The 19061-nt window shown below is 61.5% G+C and carries 16 protein-coding genes; 11 read left to right on the top strand and 5 right to left on the bottom strand.

Annotation, left to right across the window (positions count from 1 at the left end; translation table 11 throughout):
• Window positions 1-130: 130 nt before the first annotated feature.
• The 5 genes from AAFM92_09620 (at window position 131) to mvaD (ending at window position 5308) form a co-directional block, all read left to right on the top strand.
• Window positions 131-1168, top strand: a complete 1038-nt coding sequence (locus AAFM92_09620) for a hydroxymethylglutaryl-CoA reductase (GenBank protein MEL7300627.1) — start codon at window positions 131-133, stop codon at window positions 1166-1168.
• A 14-nt stretch (window positions 1169-1182) separates the two neighbouring features.
• Complete coding sequence (locus AAFM92_09615; protein MEL7300626.1) at window positions 1183-2340, top strand: hydroxymethylglutaryl-CoA synthase; 1158 nt, start codon at window positions 1183-1185, stop codon at window positions 2338-2340.
• A 100-nt stretch (window positions 2341-2440) separates the two neighbouring features.
• The gene (locus AAFM92_09610; GenBank protein MEL7300625.1) at window positions 2441-3451 is read left to right on the top strand and encodes a GHMP kinase; all 1011 of its coding nucleotides are present in this window, start codon (window positions 2441-2443) and stop codon (window positions 3449-3451) included.
• Window positions 3448-4329, top strand: coding sequence for a mevalonate kinase (locus AAFM92_09605; protein ID MEL7300624.1), 882 nt, complete (start codon window positions 3448-3450; stop codon window positions 4327-4329). Before AAFM92_09610 ends, AAFM92_09605 begins: the two co-directional genes overlap by 4 nt.
• Window positions 4322-5308, top strand: coding sequence for a diphosphomevalonate decarboxylase (gene mvaD / locus AAFM92_09600; GenBank protein MEL7300623.1), 987 nt, complete (start codon window positions 4322-4324; stop codon window positions 5306-5308). The genes AAFM92_09605 and mvaD overlap by 8 nt, the downstream gene beginning before the upstream one ends.
• On the opposite strand, the gene AAFM92_09595 is transcribed toward mvaD, so the two are convergent.
• Genes AAFM92_09595 through cyoA form a run of 5 tightly spaced genes read right to left on the bottom strand, consistent with a single transcriptional unit; the run spans window position 5296 to window position 10145 of the window.
• Window positions 5296-6012 (bottom strand): SURF1 family protein, encoded by a 717-nt coding sequence (locus AAFM92_09595; GenBank protein ID MEL7300622.1) that lies wholly within the window; start codon window positions 6010-6012, stop codon window positions 5296-5298. The genes mvaD and AAFM92_09595 overlap by 13 nt on opposite strands.
• On the bottom strand, window positions 6012-6365 hold the full coding sequence (cyoD, locus tag AAFM92_09590; GenBank protein ID MEL7300621.1) for a cytochrome o ubiquinol oxidase subunit IV: 354 nt from the start codon (window positions 6363-6365) through the stop codon (window positions 6012-6014). Before cyoD ends, AAFM92_09595 begins: the two co-directional genes overlap by 1 nt.
• Complete coding sequence (gene cyoC / locus AAFM92_09585; protein ID MEL7300620.1) at window positions 6362-7024, bottom strand: cytochrome o ubiquinol oxidase subunit III; 663 nt, start codon at window positions 7022-7024, stop codon at window positions 6362-6364. Before cyoC ends, cyoD begins: the two co-directional genes overlap by 4 nt.
• Window positions 7021-9048, bottom strand: coding sequence for a cytochrome o ubiquinol oxidase subunit I (gene cyoB, locus AAFM92_09580; GenBank protein ID MEL7300619.1), 2028 nt, complete (start codon window positions 9046-9048; stop codon window positions 7021-7023). The genes cyoC and cyoB overlap by 4 nt, the downstream gene beginning before the upstream one ends.
• A gap of 41 nt (window positions 9049-9089) precedes the next feature.
• A complete protein-coding gene (cyoA, locus tag AAFM92_09575; GenBank protein ID MEL7300618.1) occupies window positions 9090-10145 on the bottom strand; it encodes a ubiquinol oxidase subunit II in 1056 nt (351 codons plus the stop codon).
• Window positions 10146-10385: 240 nt separating this feature from the next.
• Between cyoA and AAFM92_09570 the strand changes: the two genes are divergently transcribed.
• From AAFM92_09570 to AAFM92_09545, 6 genes are all read left to right on the top strand, one after another.
• On the top strand, window positions 10386-11669 hold the full coding sequence (locus AAFM92_09570) for an MFS transporter (protein ID MEL7300617.1): 1284 nt from the start codon (window positions 10386-10388) through the stop codon (window positions 11667-11669).
• A gap of 323 nt (window positions 11670-11992) precedes the next feature.
• Complete coding sequence (locus AAFM92_09565) at window positions 11993-12463, top strand: paraquat-inducible protein A (GenBank protein ID MEL7300616.1); 471 nt, start codon at window positions 11993-11995, stop codon at window positions 12461-12463.
• Window positions 12460-13095 (top strand): paraquat-inducible protein A, encoded by a 636-nt coding sequence (locus AAFM92_09560; protein ID MEL7300615.1) that lies wholly within the window; start codon window positions 12460-12462, stop codon window positions 13093-13095. Before AAFM92_09565 ends, AAFM92_09560 begins: the two co-directional genes overlap by 4 nt.
• Window positions 13092-15479, top strand: a complete 2388-nt coding sequence (locus AAFM92_09555) for an MlaD family protein (protein MEL7300614.1) — start codon at window positions 13092-13094, stop codon at window positions 15477-15479. The genes AAFM92_09560 and AAFM92_09555 overlap by 4 nt, the downstream gene beginning before the upstream one ends.
• Before the next feature lie 3 nt (window positions 15480-15482).
• A complete protein-coding gene (locus tag AAFM92_09550; protein MEL7300613.1) occupies window positions 15483-16022 on the top strand; it encodes an ABC-type transport auxiliary lipoprotein family protein in 540 nt (179 codons plus the stop codon).
• A gap of 200 nt (window positions 16023-16222) precedes the next feature.
• The gene (locus tag AAFM92_09545; GenBank protein ID MEL7300612.1) at window positions 16223-19009 is read left to right on the top strand and encodes a bifunctional aconitate hydratase 2/2-methylisocitrate dehydratase; all 2787 of its coding nucleotides are present in this window, start codon (window positions 16223-16225) and stop codon (window positions 19007-19009) included.
• The last annotated feature ends 52 nt before the right edge of the window (window positions 19010-19061 follow it).

The following is a 19061-nucleotide window of genomic DNA, read 5'->3' as shown; positions in this document are numbered from 1 at the left end:
CCGATAATCCGTACCACTCACAACCCAAAGCACGGCACGGTATGTAAATAAATCTGGACACATAGTGTCAGATAAAGTTTACATAAGGTGCCGGGCCGTCCGCAATCTGTCCGCCGCCTGGGAGACATCGATGAAGCAACATATCCAAGAGCTCACCCCTATTCCAACACAGTGGGTTGGGCCGATCGCCATCACGGGCAATGTGATGAACGAACAGGTGAGCGTCCCGATGGCGACCTATGAGACGCCGCTTTGGCCGTCGACGGGCCGGGGCGCGCGGGTGAGCCGCAAATGCGGCGGCATTCAATGCACGCTCGTTGACGAGCGCATGACACGCTCGATCATTCTGCGCGCCAAGGATGCCGCCGCGGCCTTCGCTGCCTGGCAGTCTATCGAAGCACGCCACGATGAGCTTCAGGATGTGATTGCGACGACCTCGCGCTTTGCAAAGCTGATCGAGATGAACCGTCAGGTGGTGGGAAATCTGCTCTTCATTCGCTTCGAGTGTCGGACGGGCGATGCATCGGGGCACAACATGGTCACGGGCGCTGCAGACGCCGTGATGGCCTGGCTCCTGCAGGAATACCCGGAGCTCGAGTACTCCTCCATTTCCGGCAATTTCTGCACGGACAAGAAGGTCAGCGCGGTCAACGGCCTTCACGGACGCGGGAAATACGTCGTGGCGGAGATTGAGATCCCGCGCGACGTTTGCGAGGGCACGCTCCGCACAACCCCCGAAAAGATGGCGCAGCTGAACACGGAGAAAAACCTGATCGGCGGCGTGATCGCGGGCTCGCTCCGCTCCGCCAATGCGCATTTCGCCAATATGCTTCTCGCCTATTACCTGGCGACGGGGCAGGATGCCGCGAACATCATCGAGGGCTCCCAAGGCATCGTTCATGCCGAGGCGCGCCCTGACAGTCTCTACTTCTCCTGCACACTGCCAAACCTCATCATGGGGTCTGTCGGATCCGGAAAAGGCAACGAGACGGTAGAAGCAAATCTGACGCGCATGGGGTGCAAGGAAGATCGCGCGCCCGGCGAGAACGCGCAGCGTCTCGCGGTCATGTGCGCAGCGACCGTGCTCTGCGGCGAGCTTTCGCTCCTTGCGGCACAAACGAACCCAGGCGAGCTCATGCGCACCCATTTCAAGATGGAGCGCGGCTAGGCGAGGAGGCCACCATGACAGCCATTGGCATCGACAAGCTCAGCTTCTATGTCCCCCAACACTACATGGCCCTCGAGACCCTCGCGGAGCGGCAGGGCATAGACCCCGCAAAGTTCGCAAAGGGGATCGGACAGAACAAGATCGCGCTTCCGGCCCATGACGAGGATGTCGTGACGATGGCGGCCGAGGCCGCGCGATCGATCGTAACCGCCGAAGATACCGAGAAGATCGACACCGTGCTCTTCGCGACGGAGACGGGCATCGATCAGTCGAAAGCCGCCGGGGTCTATGTGCACCGGCTGCTGGATTTGCCCTCCAATGTGCGCGTCGTGGAGCTGAAGCACGCCTGTTACTCCGGCACCGCCGGCCTGCAGCTCGCCGCGGGCCACGTCGCGCGCAAACCGGACCGCAAGGTGCTCGTGATCGCATCGGATGTCTCGCGGTATGACGTGGACAGCCCGGCAGAAGCGACGCAGGGCTGCGGTGCCGTGGCCATGCTCGTGAGCGCGAACCCGCGCGTCCTCGAGCTCGACCCGGAAACGGGGTGTCACTCGGAAGACATCATGGATTTTTGGCGTCCGAATTACCGCAAGACGCCGCTTGTCGACGGTAAGTACTCGACGGTCAAATACCTCCACTCACTGGCGCATGCTTGGGAAGATTACGTCGCCCAAGGTGGGCGCGCGTTTAACGAGATGGCGCAGTTTTGCTATCACATCCCATTCACCCGCATGGGGGCAAAGGCCCACGCGCATCTGAGCAAGATGAACGAGGCCCAGAACGACGTGAACCTGATTGAAGCGGGGATGGTCTACAATCGCGAGGTCGGCAATTGCTATGCCGCTTCGCTTTATCTGTCCCTCATCTCGATGCTGGAGAATACCGAGGCAGACCTGACGGGTCGTCCTGTCGGCATGTTCTCCTACGGCTCCGGGGCCGTGGCTGAGTTCTTTTCGGCTGTGGTGCAGCCGGGATACCGGGATCATCTGAAGAAGGCGCATCACGGCAAGCTTCTCGAGGATCGCGTCCCCTTGAGCTACGATGAATACCTCGCCTTCCGCCATGCGCCCGACCCTGTCGACGGCTCAGAGGCGGTGATGGCGCAGCAGGCGCGGGGGCGGTATCGTCTCGCTCGGATCCATGAGCACAAACGGCATTACGAATCTGTCTGACGCCACTACCGCGAGCAAGCCAGGCCAGAGCGCACGTTCTCCCGGAAAGCTGATCCTTTCTGGGGAGCACTCTGTCGTCTACGGCGCGCCGGCGCTTGCCGTGGCTGTCCAACACTTCACCGAAGTCACTTTCACGCCCCTCCACAAGACGGGCGGCCTCTTCACGGCGTTCGAATCCTTGAGCCCTTCTGCCTTCTACCCGTTCGAGGCGCTGCGCGGTTTCAAGGAGGGGCTCGACAGGCGCTTCGAGGAATTCATGCGCGGCGACATGCCCGTGCAAAAGATCCTCCAAAGGCCCGATGACCTCGCGGTCTATACGCTCACGTCGCTCCTTCCCATGATCCCCGTGCCGGGAGCCACCTCCAAGCGGAGGTTGCCCGTGCCCGGGCAGCTCTCCTCAAAGACGGATATGCCGCTCGGCGCGGGGATGGGCTCGTCGGCGGCGGTCGTGGCGGCCACCGTCGTGCTTTACGAACACCTCCTCGGACGACCGCAGAGCGTTGAGGAGCGCTTCGAAAAGGTTCGCTTCTGCGAGCGGCTCCAACATGGCAAGGGGTCCGCGATCGATGCGTCTGCCGTCGTCTATGGCGGTCTGAACAGGGTGGAAGGTGATACGGTCCAGCCCATCCATATCGGCCCAGATCATTCGCTGAGCCGCGCCGATGGTTGGTACTGGGTGCAGCTGGGCACTCCGCTCTCCAAGACCGGGGAGTGCGTTGCGCGCGTGCGGGAGCGTCACGGCAGCGACACTGCTCTGTGGCGGGAATTCGGGGAGGTCACCACGCGCCTCGAAGGCATTATCGCGGAAGATGGCGATCCGACGGATGTCCTGCGTCAGAACCATGGCTTGCTCCAGAGGATCGGCGTGGTCCCGCAGCCCGCGGCCCGCTTTGCCACAGCGGTAGAAGCTCTTGGAGGTGCCGCAAAGATCTCGGGTGCCGGGGCGGTCCGCGGAGAGGCCGCCGGTGTCATGCTGGTGTATCTCGAGGATGAGGGCGCCATGGCCAAACTCATGGAGGCCTATCCGGAGCGCCGATGGGAGCCTCTGCGCGTCTCTCTGGAGGGGGCGCACCTGAGCGGCGAGGCGCGGGTGGCGCTCTCTGCGGAATGACGGCTTCTGTCTCCGCAAGCGCACCGGGCTCCATCATGGTTACCGGAGAGCACGCGGTTGTCCACGGCTATCCAGCGCTCGTTGCCGCTGTGAAACAGCGCGCCACCGTCACAGTGGAGGCACGCAAGGACGACAAGGTCGAGATCTCTTCCGCCGTTGGTTCGCATGAATCATCGCTCCATGAGCTGAAGCCGGAGGGCCCCCTGCGCTTCGTGATTGCGGCGATCAAGGCCCTCGATCCGCCGCATGGCCTGCGCGTGCAGACAAGGTCCGGCATCAAACCAGAGCTGGGCCTGGGATCATCGGCGGCCATCACCGTGGCGGCCCTCGGTGCAATGGCGCGCCTATTGGATCGCGAGGTGGACATCCTGGCGACCGGGCTCGCTATCGTTCGAGCAATCCAGGGGCGAGGCAGTGGCGCCGACCTCGCGGCCTCACTTCACGGGGGGATGCTCTCCTACGCTCTCGATGCGCCTCCGGAGAAAATGCCCCTGCCGCCAACGCTTTCGCTGAAATATGTCGGCTACAAGGTACCGACGGGAGAGGTGTTGGAACAGGTGGCTCGAGAGTGGCAAGGCAAAGACGTCGGCGCGCTCTATGGGCAAATGGGCGATGCCTCGAAAGCGGCGATCCTCGCCGCATCGGCGAGGGATTGGTCGTCCATGGCCAGCGCGCTCGACCTCTATCAGGGCCTTATGGTCGATCTCGGCGTCTCAAATCCTGATCTGAACGACCTTGTTCTGGCTGGACGAAAGGAAGCCATGGCGGCGAAGATCTCCGGCTCGGGCCTCGGAGACTGCGTGCTCGCGTTCGGCGGTGTGCCCAAAGGCTGGGAGCGGGCGAAAATCGATGAAAAAGGCCTCGTCATCCATGGCTGACCCTTTTGACAGCGTTCTCCCGAGAGTGCTCCCCGAGCCGATTGCCGGCGAGGCCTTCGCGCCCTCGAACATCGCGCTCTCCAAATACTGGGGCAAACGAGATGACGCCCTGAACCTCCCGCTCAATTCATCTCTTTCCATCTCACTCGGAGCGTGGGGAACGCACACGCGTGTCTCGCCAAGTGACGCGGACTCGGTGGCCTTCAATGGAGCCGAGCTCAGCCTTGAGGACCCTTTCGCGGTAAAGGTGCTGCGTTTCGTGAACAGATTTCGCCGTGGGCAAGACTTGCCTCTGAAGATCGAGACGCGGAACTCCATCCCGACAGCGGCGGGCCTCGCTTCGTCGGCATCAGGGTTTGCTGCGCTCACCATGGCCCTCGCTGACGCGTTCAAGCTCGAGCTTTCCAAATCCACGCTTTCCATGCTCGCGCGGTTCGGATCGGGATCCGCGACAAGATCGCTCTGGCATGGATTTGTGCGCTGGGATCGGGGCGAACGCGACGACGGCGGCGACAGCCGGGCGGCGCCGCTCGACGTCTCCTGGCCCGAGTTCCGGATCGCCATCGTTCCTGTCGATACCGGGCCAAAATCACAGTCTTCGCGGCAGGGGATGGGGCACACGGCAGCCACATCACCTCTCTTTGCGGGCTGGCCCGCGCAGGCAGAAGCGGACTGCGCCGCCATTGAAGCCGCCATCCATGCGCGGGACTTTCAAGCGCTCGGTTCTCTGGCGGAGGCGAATGCATTGGCGATGCACGCAACCATGCTCGCCGCACGCCCGGCGCTGATTTACTTGAAAGCCGAGAGCTGGGCGGTTCTCGAGACGTTGCGACGTGCCCGCGATGAGGGGCTCATGGCCTTTGCGACGATGGATGCGGGCGCGAACGTGAAACTGATCTTCGAGAGCAATAGCGAGGACGATATTCGGACCACGTTCCCAAGCGCCGAGATCATCGAGCCGTTCGCTCACTCCTCGTAGATCAAGCGAGGCCCGCGCCTCTTGGCTCGGACGCGGTCCCAGATGACCCAGACCATGGCCGCTCCGAAGAGCAATGCCATGGCATACCACGTCAATGCATAGCTCAGATGGTTATTGCGGAATTCGACAATCGTCAGGCCGCCTCTTGGGAAGGTGCCTTGCGCGGTCATGTGGTCCGCATCGATGAAATAGGCCTCAGCCGTAAGACCAGCAGCGGCCGAAAGTGCGGCGACGTCGCGTGCGACCCAGCGTTCGTTCTCAGGATCATTGCGTTCTAGAAGCGTGCCTTCGGGCTCGGTGATCCGCAAAAGACCCGTGATGCGTTGCGCGCCTTCAGGCCGTTCCAGCGCACCGTCATGGCCTTGCGGGATGAAGCCGCGATTCACCCAGATGGTGCGATTGCCGGTCTCCAAGGGCGTGACAAGCCAGTTTCCGAGGCCGAGCTCGGTCACCGCTTTCACGCGGCGGGTCTCCGAGTAATCGAACGTACCGAAGGCCTCGACGCGGAGGTACTCGTCGTCTTCTACTGAAACAGGCCTTGATGGGGCGGGCACCTCCTCCGCATAGGCGCGCGTTTCCACCGCCTCGATGAGGTCAAGCTTCCAGCCAAGCCGCTGGATTTGCCAGTTTCCCAGCCCGAGCATCGTCAGGAAAACGACGAACGCCGCAGCGAGGATAGATCCATCGACCCAGAAGGGGCGCATCAGGGCAGCTGCTCCACCCGCTCAATCAGCTCATGGGCGGGCATCATGTTTTCCTCGAGGTGGAACATCACCCAGATGGATCCCGCGAGTATGATGACGAGCAGAACACCCGTGAAGCCCAGCGACATGGCCTGCCAACCATCCTCGTTCCCGAGCGTGACGTGCAGGAAGTAGTAGACATGAACCAGGATCTGGATCCCGCCGGCGATAAAGATCGCGGCGATGGCCCAGCCAACGTATTCGTCCAGTGCACCGGTGAGCACGATGCTGAAGGGGATGAGCGTCAGGACGACCGAGAGCGCAAATCCGATCAGATAGTTACGATAGGTGCTTTCGTGCGTAGCCGTACTCATAGCAGCACTCCTGTGAGATAGACGAAGCTGAACACGGCGATCCAGATCAGATCGAGGAAGTGCCAGAAGAGGGACAGGCATGCCACGCGGCGCGTATTTGCCTCGATCAGCCCCTTTTGCTGCACCTGTGCGAGGAGCACGATCAGCCAGATGATGCCCGCACCCACGTGGAGCGCATGCGTGCCCACGAGGAGGTAGAACGAGCTCAAAAACGCCGACGCCATGGGCGTCGCGCCGATGTGCCAGAGGTGATTGAACTCGTAGATCGAGATGCCGAGGAAGACGGCGCCGAAAATCCCCGTGATGCCAAGCCAGAGCAGGGTGCCGTTCTTCGAGCCCTGCTGCATCTGGATCATGGCGAAGCCGTACGTGATCGAGGAAAACAGCAGCATGAACGTGCTGATGAGGATGAGCTCCACCTCGAAGAGATCGGCCGGGGAGGGTCCCGCCGCATAGTTCTGGCCGAGCACCGCGTGAACCGCGAACAGGATCCCGAAAAGGAGGCAATCCGACATGAGATAGAGCCAGAAGCCCAGCATTGTGCCGGTCTCGTGGTGCTCGTGGGCGTGCTCATCCTCCACGACGTGGAAGTCGTAGGTCGGGGCGGCCCCGGCGGACGCCAAGCGAGGCCCGCCGAAATCAGTGGTGGCGTCGGTCATTGTGCTGCCTGCGTGTTGGCGAAGGCGATCTCGCGTTCGGTGCGTGCGCCTTCGGTTTGTGCGACCTCGTCGACAGGGATGTTGTAGTCGCGGTCATAGTTGAACGTGTGCGCGATCCCGTATGCGAGGCTGGCCACACCCATCGTGATGGCGAGCCACCAGACGTGCCAGACAAGCGCAAAACCCATCACCGTCCACAGTCCAGAGATCACGATGCCAGTCGCCGTGTATTTCGGCATGTGGATCGGCTGGAAACCGTCCAGCTTCCGCTCGTACCCGTTGGACTTCATGTGCTCCCAGGCGTCGCGACGGTAGACCCGAGGGGTGAACGCAAAGTTGTACGCGGGCGGCGGGGAAGACGTGGCCCATTCGAGCGTGCGCCCGTCCCAGGGATCGCCCGTTTCGTCGCGGAGCTGGTCGCGGTTCTTGATGGATACGTAGAACTGCACGAACATCGCCACGACACCCACCGCGATCAGGGCCACGCCGATGGCCGCGGTGAAGAAGTAGATCGCGTAGATCGTATCTTCGAATTGGCTCAGGCGGCGCGTGACGCCCATCAGACCCAGCACGTAGAGCGGCATGAACGCCACATAGAAGCCCACAACCCACGTCCAGAAGCTGACAAGGCCCCATGTGCGATCGAGGTGGAAGCCAAATGCCTTTGGCCACCAGTAGTTGATGCCAGCGAAGATCCCGAAGAGCACACCGCCGATGATGACGTTGTGGAAGTGCGCCACGAGGAAGAGCGAATTGTGCAGCACGTAGTCTGCCGGCGGAATGGCCAGCAGGACACCCGTCATGCCGCCGATGACGAAGGTCAGCATGAAGGCGACGACCCACATCATAGGAAGCTCGAACCGGATACGGCCTTTGTACATCGTGAAGAGCCAGTTGAAGATCTTCGCGCCCGTGGGGATCGAGATGATCATGGTCGTGATCCCGAAGAACGAGTTCACATCCGCGCCCGCGCCCATGGTGAAGAAGTGGTGCAGCCACACGATGTAGCTCAGGATCATGATGACCGCCGTGGCGTAGACCATAGAGGTGTAGCCAAAGAGACGCTTGCCGGAGAAGACCGGCACGATCTCGGAAAAGATGCCGAAGATGGGCAGAATGAGGATGTAGACCTCCGGGTGCCCCCAGATCCATATGAGGTTCACGTACATCATCGGGTTGCCGCCGAGCTCGGACGTGAAGAACGCAGTGCCGAGGTACCGGTCAGCGGTCAGCAGCGCGAGCGTGGCTGTGAGCACGGGAAAGGTGGCAACGATGAGAATGTTCGTGATCAGCGTCGTCCACGTGAAGATGGGCATCCGCATCCAGGTCATCCCGGGGGCGCGCATCTTCACGATTGTGACGATGAGGTTCACGCCCGACAGCGTCGTGCCGATGCCCGCAATGTTGAGAGCCCAGAGGTAGTAGTCCATGCCAACGCCGGGGCTGAAAGTGAGCCCAGAGAGCGGTGGGTAGGCCAGCCAACCGGTGGCGGCGAACTCTCCGACGAAGAGCGACACCATGATCAGGATCGCGCCCGACGTGGTCAGCCAGAAGCTGAAATTGTTCAGGAATGGAAAGGCGACGTCGCGTGCCCCGATCTGGAGCGGCATCACGTAGTTCATGAAGCCTGTGATGAAGGGCATCGCCACGAAGAAGATCATGATCACGCCGTGCGCGGTGAAGACCTGATCGTAGTGGTAGGCAGGCAGGTAGCCGACATACCCCGCCGACGCGAGGGCTTGGTGGCCTCGCATCAACACGGCATCCGAGAAGCCACGCACGAACATGATCGTGGCGAGCACCATGTACATGATGCCGATCTTCTTGTGATCGACGCTCGTGAACCACTCGTTCCAGAGATAGCCCCAGAGCCTGTAATACGTGAGCGCGGCCACGGCGGCGATGCCGCCGATCACGACCACGATGAACGTGCCCAGAAGGATGGGGTCGTAGAACGGGAAGATGTCCCAGGTCAGTTTGCCCCAAAACGGGTGGGCAGTTTCGGCACCTTGGGTGCCGCGAATGAACTGGCCCGCAAAGTCGGGTACGGCTGGATTGGCCACGGTTAGTTGCTCCGTGCTGGTGTCGCGTCGGCCGGGTATTCCGGGGGCAGGAGGACAGCGGCGTAGCGCTCCTCGTCGGCCCGCAGTTCCGGCTTGAGAAGGGCGAGCAGGGCGCGCGGGTCATCCGCGTCGCACAGACCGGCGAACACTTCTCGATTGAAGAGACCGTCGAGGCCGCCGCCGCCGAGGGCGTCGACCATCATCTGGTCATCCAGGCAAAGTGCGCCTTCGGTGGTGCACATGTTCAGGATGCGGTCATAAACCCCGTCTTCCAGGCTGTCGTAGGTGACGACCCGATCGAAGGTCGACGGGAGCGCAAGCGCATTGAATGTCTCGTCGGAGAGCTGTCCGGAAGAGATGGCACGCATCTCGTCGGTCCAGCTGGCGAATTCCTCTTCGGTGTCGAAGCTCTTCACGTCGAACCGCATCTGGCTGAAGCCCGTGCCGTTGTAATTTGCCGCAAAGCCTTCGAATTCGCCGGGGGAGTTGAGAACTGCGTTCAGCTCGGTCTGCATGCCGGCCATGGCGTAGATCATGCCGGCCATGTCGGGGATGTAGAATGCATTCATGACCGTGTTGGACGTGAGGTGGAATTCCACCGGACGGTCCTTCACGACAGCCATCTCACCGACAGTCGCGATCTGCTCATCGGGATAAATAAAGAGCCACTTCCAATCTAGGGCCACGACCTGGACTTGCATGGGCTCGACGCTCTCGTCGATCGGCTGCGTTTCGGAGATCCGCCGAAGATCGGCATAGGGATCCAAACGGTGGGTCGCGACCCACGTCAGACCGGCCAAGACCACGATGATCGCAAGGGGGACGGCCCAAATGACGATTTCGAGGGAGATGGAGTGTCCCCATTCCGGCTCGTACCGGGCCCGCTTGTTCGATGCGCGATATTGCCAGGCGAAGAACGCGGTGAGCGCCATCACCGGGCCGATGACGAGCATCATCATGATGGTGGCGTAGATGATGAGGTCGCCCTGTTGCGAGGCGACGTCTCCAGCGGGGTTGAGCAGCACCAAGTTACATCCGCTCAACGCACCGAAAGCCATGATCAGCAAAAGGGGACGGAGCCTACGAATTCTGGACAGCATGGGGTGAAACACCTGTGTCGGTTAGTTGCTAACTTCTCGCGGCAGCCCGCATGACGCGCAGGTCAACCGCTGTTGCTGGGTACATAGGCGTCTGGGCCCTCGCTGCAGTGCAACAAAACTACGCACCCTGGAGGAGGTGGCGTTTTCGCCTAGGAGCCTATGTAAGTAGCGCAGGCAACGCGTACGAACAGGGAAGGCATGGCCGAGATGTCCGATACCCATGCGACACACGAACACACCGCATCCATAGATGAGGTCATCACGACCGTGATCATGTCACGCGTCACCGACTTCTTCGGCTTCTTCGTTTACGGGATTGCCTGCGTCCTCGTCTTTCCCCAGCTCTTCTTCCCGACCTTCGGCGCCATCGAAGGGACAATGCTCGCCTTCGCAACCTTCGCCTTGGCGTTTGTCGTGCGTCCCTTCGCGCAGCTTGGTGGGCGCGCAATCCAGCGGCGCATCGGCAAGATTGCCAAGATCACCATCGCGCTCTTCATCTTGGGTACAGCGACGGTCGCGATCGGATTGCTACCCGGCTACGAGAAAGCGGGCTGGGTCGCACCGGCGGCACTCGTGGCCCTGCGCATCGCCCAGGGCATCGGTCTGGGCCTCGCGTGGGACGGGATCACGCTCCAGCTCCGTAATGCCGCGCCGGAGGGATACGAGGCGCGATATGCCATGGTCGCGCAGCTCGGCGGCCCCTTCGGCTTTGCCGTGGCAGCCTCGCTTTTTTACGTCCTGACCGGGTTCCTGACGCTGGACGAATTTTACCAGTATGGCTGGCGCTTCGCGTTCTTTGCGGTGATGGCCGTGAACGTGGTGAGCCTCTTTGCCCGGATCCGGCTCTTGCAGACCGATTTCGGTGGCAACGAAGAGAGCTTTCAGATGGCGCCCTTTGGCGAGCTCATACGGACGCAGTGGCGCCCCATCTTGCTGTCCACTGCGCTGCCCATCGCCTCTTACGCGCTCTTTCACATGGTCACGATCTTCCCGCTCGCATGGCAGATCCTCTACGGAGCGGTCTACATCGAGCAGCTTCTCCTTTGGCAGCTGATTGGCGCGGGCTTCGGCATCGCCTCGGTGATCGCGTCTGGCTACATGGCTGACAAACTTGGCCAGCGCGCCGTGCATTGGGCTGTGACGCTCTCCATCGTGTTGCTTTGCTTGACGATCACGACGCTCGAGACCAACCCGGCGATCTACATGATCCTTGGCTTCATCCTCCTCGGTTTTTCCTACGGCCAAGCGAGCTCCATCGTTCCTGGCCGCTTCCCGCCCCGTTTCCGGTACTCCGGGACGGCCCTCGCGACCAATCTGAGCTGGATCGTGGGCTCTGCCTTCGCTCCGCTTGCCGGCCTCGGACTGACATGGGCGTTCGGTCTTTGGGCGGCCTCGCTTTACCTGCTGTCCGGGGTGATCGTCACGGCGGTGACCCTCTATCTTCTTGGTCGCCAGGAGGCGGCGCAACTAGACCACGGCTGAAGGCCATTGAAGCGTCAGGAGCGCCTGCATGTTCATGACGGGCGCGTCAAAGCCTCTTGATGCTCGCCAAGCCAGCGGCAATGCTGCGGTGATACCCCTGTGACTGCTCGATCCCGCCCACTTGTGCCCGGCGGGTAGGCGCCAGAAGAAAGCCCCTTCCTGCAATGTCATCTCGCAGCGACCCCCAAGACGACCTATCCGGTCTGATCGCCTGTCCTCACTGCGACGCGCTCTACCGGATCGGGGAAGTCAAGAAAGGCGACCGCATCGCCTGCACGAGATGTCACGCACCGCTGGCCTCGCGGCGCCACAATGCGGGGCTGATGATCATTGCCCTCTCGCTTGCCTCGGCCATCTTGGCAATCGCCGCGTTGTTTCTCCCCTTTCTTGAAATACGGCGGCTGGGCTTCGCGAACGCAGCGTCCATCATCGACACGGCGCTGGCCTTTTCCGGTGGGCCAATGTTCCTTCTGTCTCTTGGCGTCGTCGGCCTCATCGTCGGGCTGCCACTCCTGCGGCTCGGCCTCACTCTTTACACAATCGTCCCGTTGGTCGCGGACCGAAGGCCGTGGCCCGGCGCGCGTCGCGCCTTCCGCTTGAGCGAAGACCTCAAGCCCTGGTCGATGGCCGAGATTTTCGTCATCGGGTGTGCGGTATCTCTGATCAAGCTCACCGACCTCGCGCGGGTGGAGATCGGCGTCGCATTCTGGATGTTCGTGGTTCTCGTGATCTTTCTGGCCGTGCAGGACGCCCTCATGGATCGCCACTCTGTTTGGACGGCGCTGGAACGATGACGATCACGGCGCGAGAAAAGGACCTTGTGGGCTGCCGCACCTGTCTGCGCGTGCACAAGCGCGGCACTGAGACCTGTGAGCGCTGCGGTGCGCCTCTTGTCTCAAGAGATCGGGCAAGTCTGCAGCGTGTGTGGGCCTGGTGGATCGCAGGCGTGCTCGCTTACATTCCGGCAAACACGTTTCCCATGCTGGAGACGCGCACGCTCTTTCATACACAATCCGACACGATCATTGCTGGCGCGCTGGATCTTCTGTCTCACGGAGCGGTCTTCATTGCTCTCGTGATCCTTGTCGCTTCCGTCGTGATCCCGCTCGCGAAGTTCTTTGCCATTGCTTACCTCGCGCTTTCGGTGAAGCGCGGGGCAAATTGGGGGCCGGGCCGACGCTTTCTCGTCTACGAGATCGTCGAGTATATCGGGCGCTGGTCCATGATCGATGTGTTCGTCGTGGCGATCCTGTCTGCCTTGGTCCAACTCAGCAGTGCCGCATCTGTGAATGCGGGCATCGCCACCCTTGCCTTTGCGCTGTCCGTCATATTCACCATGCTCGCGGCACAAAGCTTCGATTCAAGGCTGATATGGGACCGGATCGGGGATATTGACGACGAAGACACCGTAGAGGCGAACGTTTGAGTTCAGAAGACATCCCAGAGGCCCACCGAACGGAACGCAAGCGGCTCGGCCTTTCCGCGGTGTCTTTCGTCTGGCTCGTACCGATTGCGGCGCTCCTCATCGCGATTTCCGTCGCCGTGAGCACGTACACGAACCGTGGGCCCCTCATTCAAATCGCATTCGAGGATGCGGCAGGCATTCTCGCCGATGAGACAGAGCTCAGGTTTCGCAATGTGTCGGTGGGCGTCGTCGAACGGGTCACGTTCAACGATGACCTCACGCAAGTCCTCATCGACGTGCGGATGGACCCGGAGGTGGCGCCGTTCCTGGATCAGGGGGCGCAATTCTGGATCGTTCAACCCGAGGTGACGACCTCTGGTGTGACCGGCCTCGATACCGTGCTGTCAGGGGTCTACATCGAAGGCACATGGGACAGTATAGCTGGAGAGCTCGTTTACGAGTACCAAGGCCTCACAGACCCGCCGCTCATCAGAAGCTACCGCCGGGGCATCGAAATCGAGCTCCGCTCGTCACGCCCGTCCGGCCTCTCTGAAAATACCCCTATTCTCTTCAAGGGCATCGAAGTCGGGCGCTTGGGGCCAGCGCGGATCAGCCGCGACGGTGGAAGCGTGTTCGCGAATGCGGTCATCTACGAGGAACATCAGCGTCTCGTCACAACGGCGACCCGGTTTTGGGACACATCGGGCTTCTCGGTCTCCATCGGCCCGAACGGCGCGGAGCTGGACTTCTCGTCGCTTGCCTCGCTGATTTCCGGGGGGATCACCTTCGATACGCTCGTGTCTGGCGGCCAGCCGGTACGCCCGGGCCTCGTGTTTGAGGTTTTCCCCGATCGTGGAAGTGCCCGGAACTCGATATTCGAAGAAAACGACGGCACGACCGTCAATCTGACGATGATCTTCAACGAAAACGTCGGGGGCCTCGCGGCCGAAGCCGCGGTGGAATGGCGCGGCGTGCGGATCGGACAGGTCGTGAATGTGACCGGCGTCGTGGATGAGGAGCTTTTTGGCGATACCCGTGTGCGCCTGCTTGGAACGGTCGAGATCACGCCGTCGCGCTTCGGTCTCGGTGGACAGATCACCGAGCAGGAGGCCCTGGAGTATCTTGCGGAGCGTGTCGATGAGGGGCTCAGGGCGCGCCTTGCTTCGGCTTCTATTCTGACCGGTGGTCTGAAGATCGAGCTGATCTCCGTCGACGACCCGCCCCAGGCGGAGCTGCGGCTCGATGCCGATCCCTTCCCGATCTTTCCGGTAACCGACAGCGATATTGCGGACGTTTCGGCAACTGCGGAGGGTGTATTCGAGCGCGTGAACGCCCTTCCAATCGAGGAGCTGCTCTCGAGCGCCATCAACTTCCTCGACAACGCGACGGCTTTCGTGGCGAGCGACGATCTTCGCGAGACGCCCGGCGAACTGCGCGGCCTTCTCTCGGACGCCCGTGGCGTCATCGGATCGGAAGAAATCCAGGCGATGCCGGCTGAAGTGAACGCGTTGCTGCGAGACCTGCAGAGCGCGAGCGGTGACTTGCGCATGATACTGGCCGAGCTGAGAGATGCTGGGGCGGTGGAGCGGCTACTGGCCGCCGTGGATCAGGTTGGCGCTGCGGCGGAAGCTGCGAATGCCGGTCTGCGGGGGCTGCCAGATCTTACAGAACGGGTTGGTCTTCTTGTGGACAATGCCACCGCGCTTCCGCTGGAGGATCTTGTGACCGAGGCCACGGGCCTCGCCGCAGAGGCACGGCGCTTCGCGGCCTCGGAAGGCATTCAAGCACTTCCTGCGGCGGCCAGTGCGGCCGTGGATGATCTCGCATTGCTTCTCAATAACCTCACCGAGGCGAACACAGCCGAAACGCTGAATGCGGCCCTTGCGGATGCTTCGGACGCTGCGGACGCGGTGGAGGCCTCCGTTGCGGGCGTGCCTGACCTCGTCGCCCGCCTCGATGCCATCGCGGCCAACGCGCAGGCCGTGCAACTCGATCAACTGGCCGTGGAGCTTGAAAGCGTCTTGGCCTCGGCGAGCCAGCTCCTCGGGGATGCCAGCGAGGCAGACCTTCCGAGCGCTCTATCCGGCGCGCTCGGTGAAGCGGAAGCCGCGCTGGCAGAGCTGCGCGCAGGCGGTCTCGTGGAGAACGCGAACGCCACGCTTGCCTCCGCTTCGGATGCGGCCGCTGCGATCGAGACCGCTGCGCAGGATCTGCCGGCGCTCGTGGAGCGGTTGAACGCGACCCTCGGCCAAGCGCAATCCACATTGTCCGACTTCGACGGCAACAGCACCTTTGCGCGAGAGACGTCTTCCGCCTTGCGTGAGATCGAGCGCGCCGCCGAAGCGCTGACCGATCTGGCCCGTGCCATTGAGCGGCGACCGAACTCCTTGATACTGGGGCGCTAAACGATGCGTATTCTTCTTGTTTCCTTTGCTTTGCTTCTGGCCGCGTGCTCCGAGGATCAATTCGTTCAAGCGCCACAGGTGGAAGTGACAGAGCGCGTCCGCACCTCCTTTTCATCAATTGAGGTGCGAGAGGTCTCTCTCCCGTCCTACGCGTCCGGCGAAGAAATCGCGGTGTCGAGCGGCGGCGCGATTATTTTCTCAGAGGCGCTTTGGGCAGACGATCCGACGCGAGCCGTGACCCTCGCGCTCGCGCGCAATCTCAAGGAGATCACCGGGGCGCGCGTGGCGTCCGAGCCTTGGCCTTTTGACTCATTTCCGGCGGCACGCGTGGATGTCCGGGTGGAAGAGTTCACCATCAGCGATGGGGTCGTCCGGCTGGCGGGGCAATACTTTGTGGCCGATCAAGAAGGACGCGGGCGTGATCATGCGCACCTGTTTGACCTGAGCCGCCCCGTGGCTGGCGCGTCAGCAGCCGCGGCCGGAGCGGGCCGGTCTGCTCTCATCGCAGACCTTGCACGGGAAATCGCGCGAGACGCACTTTAAAGCCAGCGCTTAAGTTTCTCGGGACTTGCAGGGCAAAATCAGGGTCGCGAGCGCTCATCGGCCCTATTTCGCTCGGCCCAAATGAGCGGTGTGGACACGTTAGTGAGGCGAGATGTCACCTCCGCTGCCGTTGCACGCAGCTCGATTGTCGTATACCGCCGTATACAGACCCCTTGTATCTCCTCTTCTGAAGGTCAGCCATGAGCCTCTACGCAGATTACCTCGCCGAGATCGAAGCGCGCAAAGCTGATGGGCTGCATCCGAAGCCCATCGATGATGGAGATCTGACGGCCGAGATCATCGGGCAAATCAAAGATCGTGACCATCCGCAAAGAGACGCGTCACTTAACTTCTTCATCTACAACACGCTTCCCGGGACGACCGCCGCAGGACGTGTGAAAGCGCAATTCCTCAAAGCTGTCGCACTGGGCACAGAGCAGGTCCCGGAGATTACGCCGGAATTCGCGTTCGAGCTTTTGAGCCACATGAAGGGCGGGCCATCGGTGGAAGTCTTGCTCGACATCGCGTTGAGCGATGCAGCTGAGCAGGCGGCGCAGGCTGCCGACGTGCTGAAGACGCAAGTGTTTCTCTATGACGCGGACATGCAGCGGCTCGGAGACGCCCTGAAAGAAGGGAATGCCGTCGCTAAGGACATCCTCGAAAGCTATGCCAAGGCGGAGTTCTTTACCAAGCTCGACGATGTCGAAGATGAGATCGATGTTGTCACTTACATCGCCGCGGAAGGCGACATCTCCACGGATCTGCTTTCCCCCGGCAATCAGGCACACTCACGCGCGGACCGCGAGCTGCATGGCAAATGCCTGATCTCGCAGGAGGCACAGGACGAGATCGAAGCGCTCAAGAAAGACCATCCCGGCAAGCGCGTGATGCTCGTCGCGGAGAAGGGCACGATGGGTGTGGGATCCTCCCGCATGTCCGGCGTGAACAACGTGGCGCTGTGGACGGGCAAACAGGCCTCGCCCTACGTCCCGTTTGTGAACATCGCTCCGATCGTGGCCGGCACGAACGGAATTTCACCCATCTTTCTCACCACGGTGGGCGTCACCGGCGGGATAGGTGTCGACCTCAAGAACTGGGTCAAGAAGGTCGACGAAAACGGCAAGCCGATCCTCGGGAATGATGGCAACGCAATCCTCGAGCAGCGCTATTCCGTCGCCACCGGCACCGTTCTGAAGATCAACACGAAAGAGAAGAAGCTCTACTCCGAAGACGGGGAGGAGCTTGTTGATATGTCCGCGTCCTTCACGCCTCAGAAGATGGAGTTCATGAAGGCTGGTGGCTCCTACGCCGTAGTTTTTGGCAAGAAGCTGCAGACATTCGCGGCCGAGGCTCTCGGGCAAGAGCTGAAATCGGCATTCGCGCCGTCCAAGGAGATCAGTCACGCGGGGCAGGGCCTCACGGCGGTCGAGAAGATCTTCAACGCCAATGCGCAGGGCACCACGCCGGGCAAGGTGCTCCATGCAGGATCGGACGTGCGGGTTAAGGTCAACATCGTGGGTTCGCAGGACACGACCGGGCTGATGACCATGCAAGAGCTCGAAGCCATGGCAGCCACCGTGGTCTCTCCTCTTGTGGACGGCGCGTACCAATCCGGCTGCCATACGGCCTCGGTCTGGGACCTGAAGGCGCAGGCCAACACGCCGCGGCTTATGAAATTCATGAACGATTTCGGCCTCGTCACAGGCCGTGATCCGAAAGGCGTCTATCACGCGATGACAGACGTGATCCACAAGGTGCTCAATGACATCACGGTCGACGATTGGGCGATCATCATAGGCGGCGACAGCCACACGCGCATGTCCAAAGGCGTGGCGTTTGGCGCGGATTCCGGCACCGTGGCGCTCGCGCTCGCGACCGGGGAAGCCTCCATGCCGATCCCGGAATCCGTCAAGGTCACCTTCACGGGGCAGATGGCCGATCACATGGATTTTCGTGATGTCGTTCATGCCACGCAGGCGCAGATGCTCGAACAGCATGGGGACAACGTTTTCCAGGGCCGCGTCATCGAGGTCCATATCGGGACGTTGCTTGCCGATCAGGCCTTCACCTTCACCGACTGGACGGCCGAGATGAAAGCGAAGGCTTCGGTCTGCATCTCAAACGACGAGACACTCATCGGCTCGCTCGAGCTCGCCAAGTCCCGCATCCAGATCATGATCGACAAAGGCATGGAGCATGAAAGCGGCATGCTGGCGAAGCTGATTGGCATTGCCGATGCCCGCATCGCGCAGATCAAATCGGGCGAGAAGCCAGCACTTCGCCCCGACGAGGATGCAAAGTACTTCGCCGAAGTCGTGGTGGATCTCGACAAGATCGACGAGCCCATGATTGCGGACCCGGACGTGCAGAACGCCGATGTCTCCAAGCGCTACACCCACGATACGATCCGCCCCATCAGCTTCTATCGCGACAAGAAGGTGGATCTCGGCTTTGTTGGCTCCTGCATGGTCCACAAGGGCGACGTGAAGATCGTGGCACAGATGCTGCGCAACCTTGAGGCGGCCTATGGGAACGTGAAGTTCGAGGCGCCGTTGGTGGTCGCCGCGCCGACCTACAACATCATCGACGAGCTGAAGGCAGAGGGCGATTGGGAGATCCTGCAGAAATATGCGGGCTTCGAATTCGACGATGCCGCGCCCAAGCAAAAGGCGCGGACGGAGTACGAGAACATCCTCTACCTGGAGCGGCCCGGCTGTAACCTGTGCATGGGCAATCAGGAGAAAGCAGGCAAGGGCGACACGGTGCTCGCGACGTCCACACGCCTTTTCAAGGGGCGCGTCGTGGAAGATTCTGCCGATAAACTCGGGGAGTCTCTTCTGGCGTCTACGCCCGTTGTGGTTCTCTCGGCCATCTTGGGGCGGACGCCGACAGTGGACGAGTACAAGACCGCAGTCGAAGGCATCGACCTCACCAAGTTTGCACCGCCGCAGAAGACACCGCTGGACGCACTTTCCGTGCACTACTGACGCTGCCGGAGCCCGGCCTCGCGGCGGGCTCCTCCTCACGGCCCCTTGATGT

The organism is Pseudomonadota bacterium (assembly GCA_038533575.1).
Lineage (GTDB): Bacteria > Pseudomonadota > Alphaproteobacteria > Rhodobacterales > Rhodobacteraceae > Shimia_B.
Note: the sequence above shows the minus strand (reverse complement) of the source record. Positions and strands in the feature narration are given on the sequence as shown.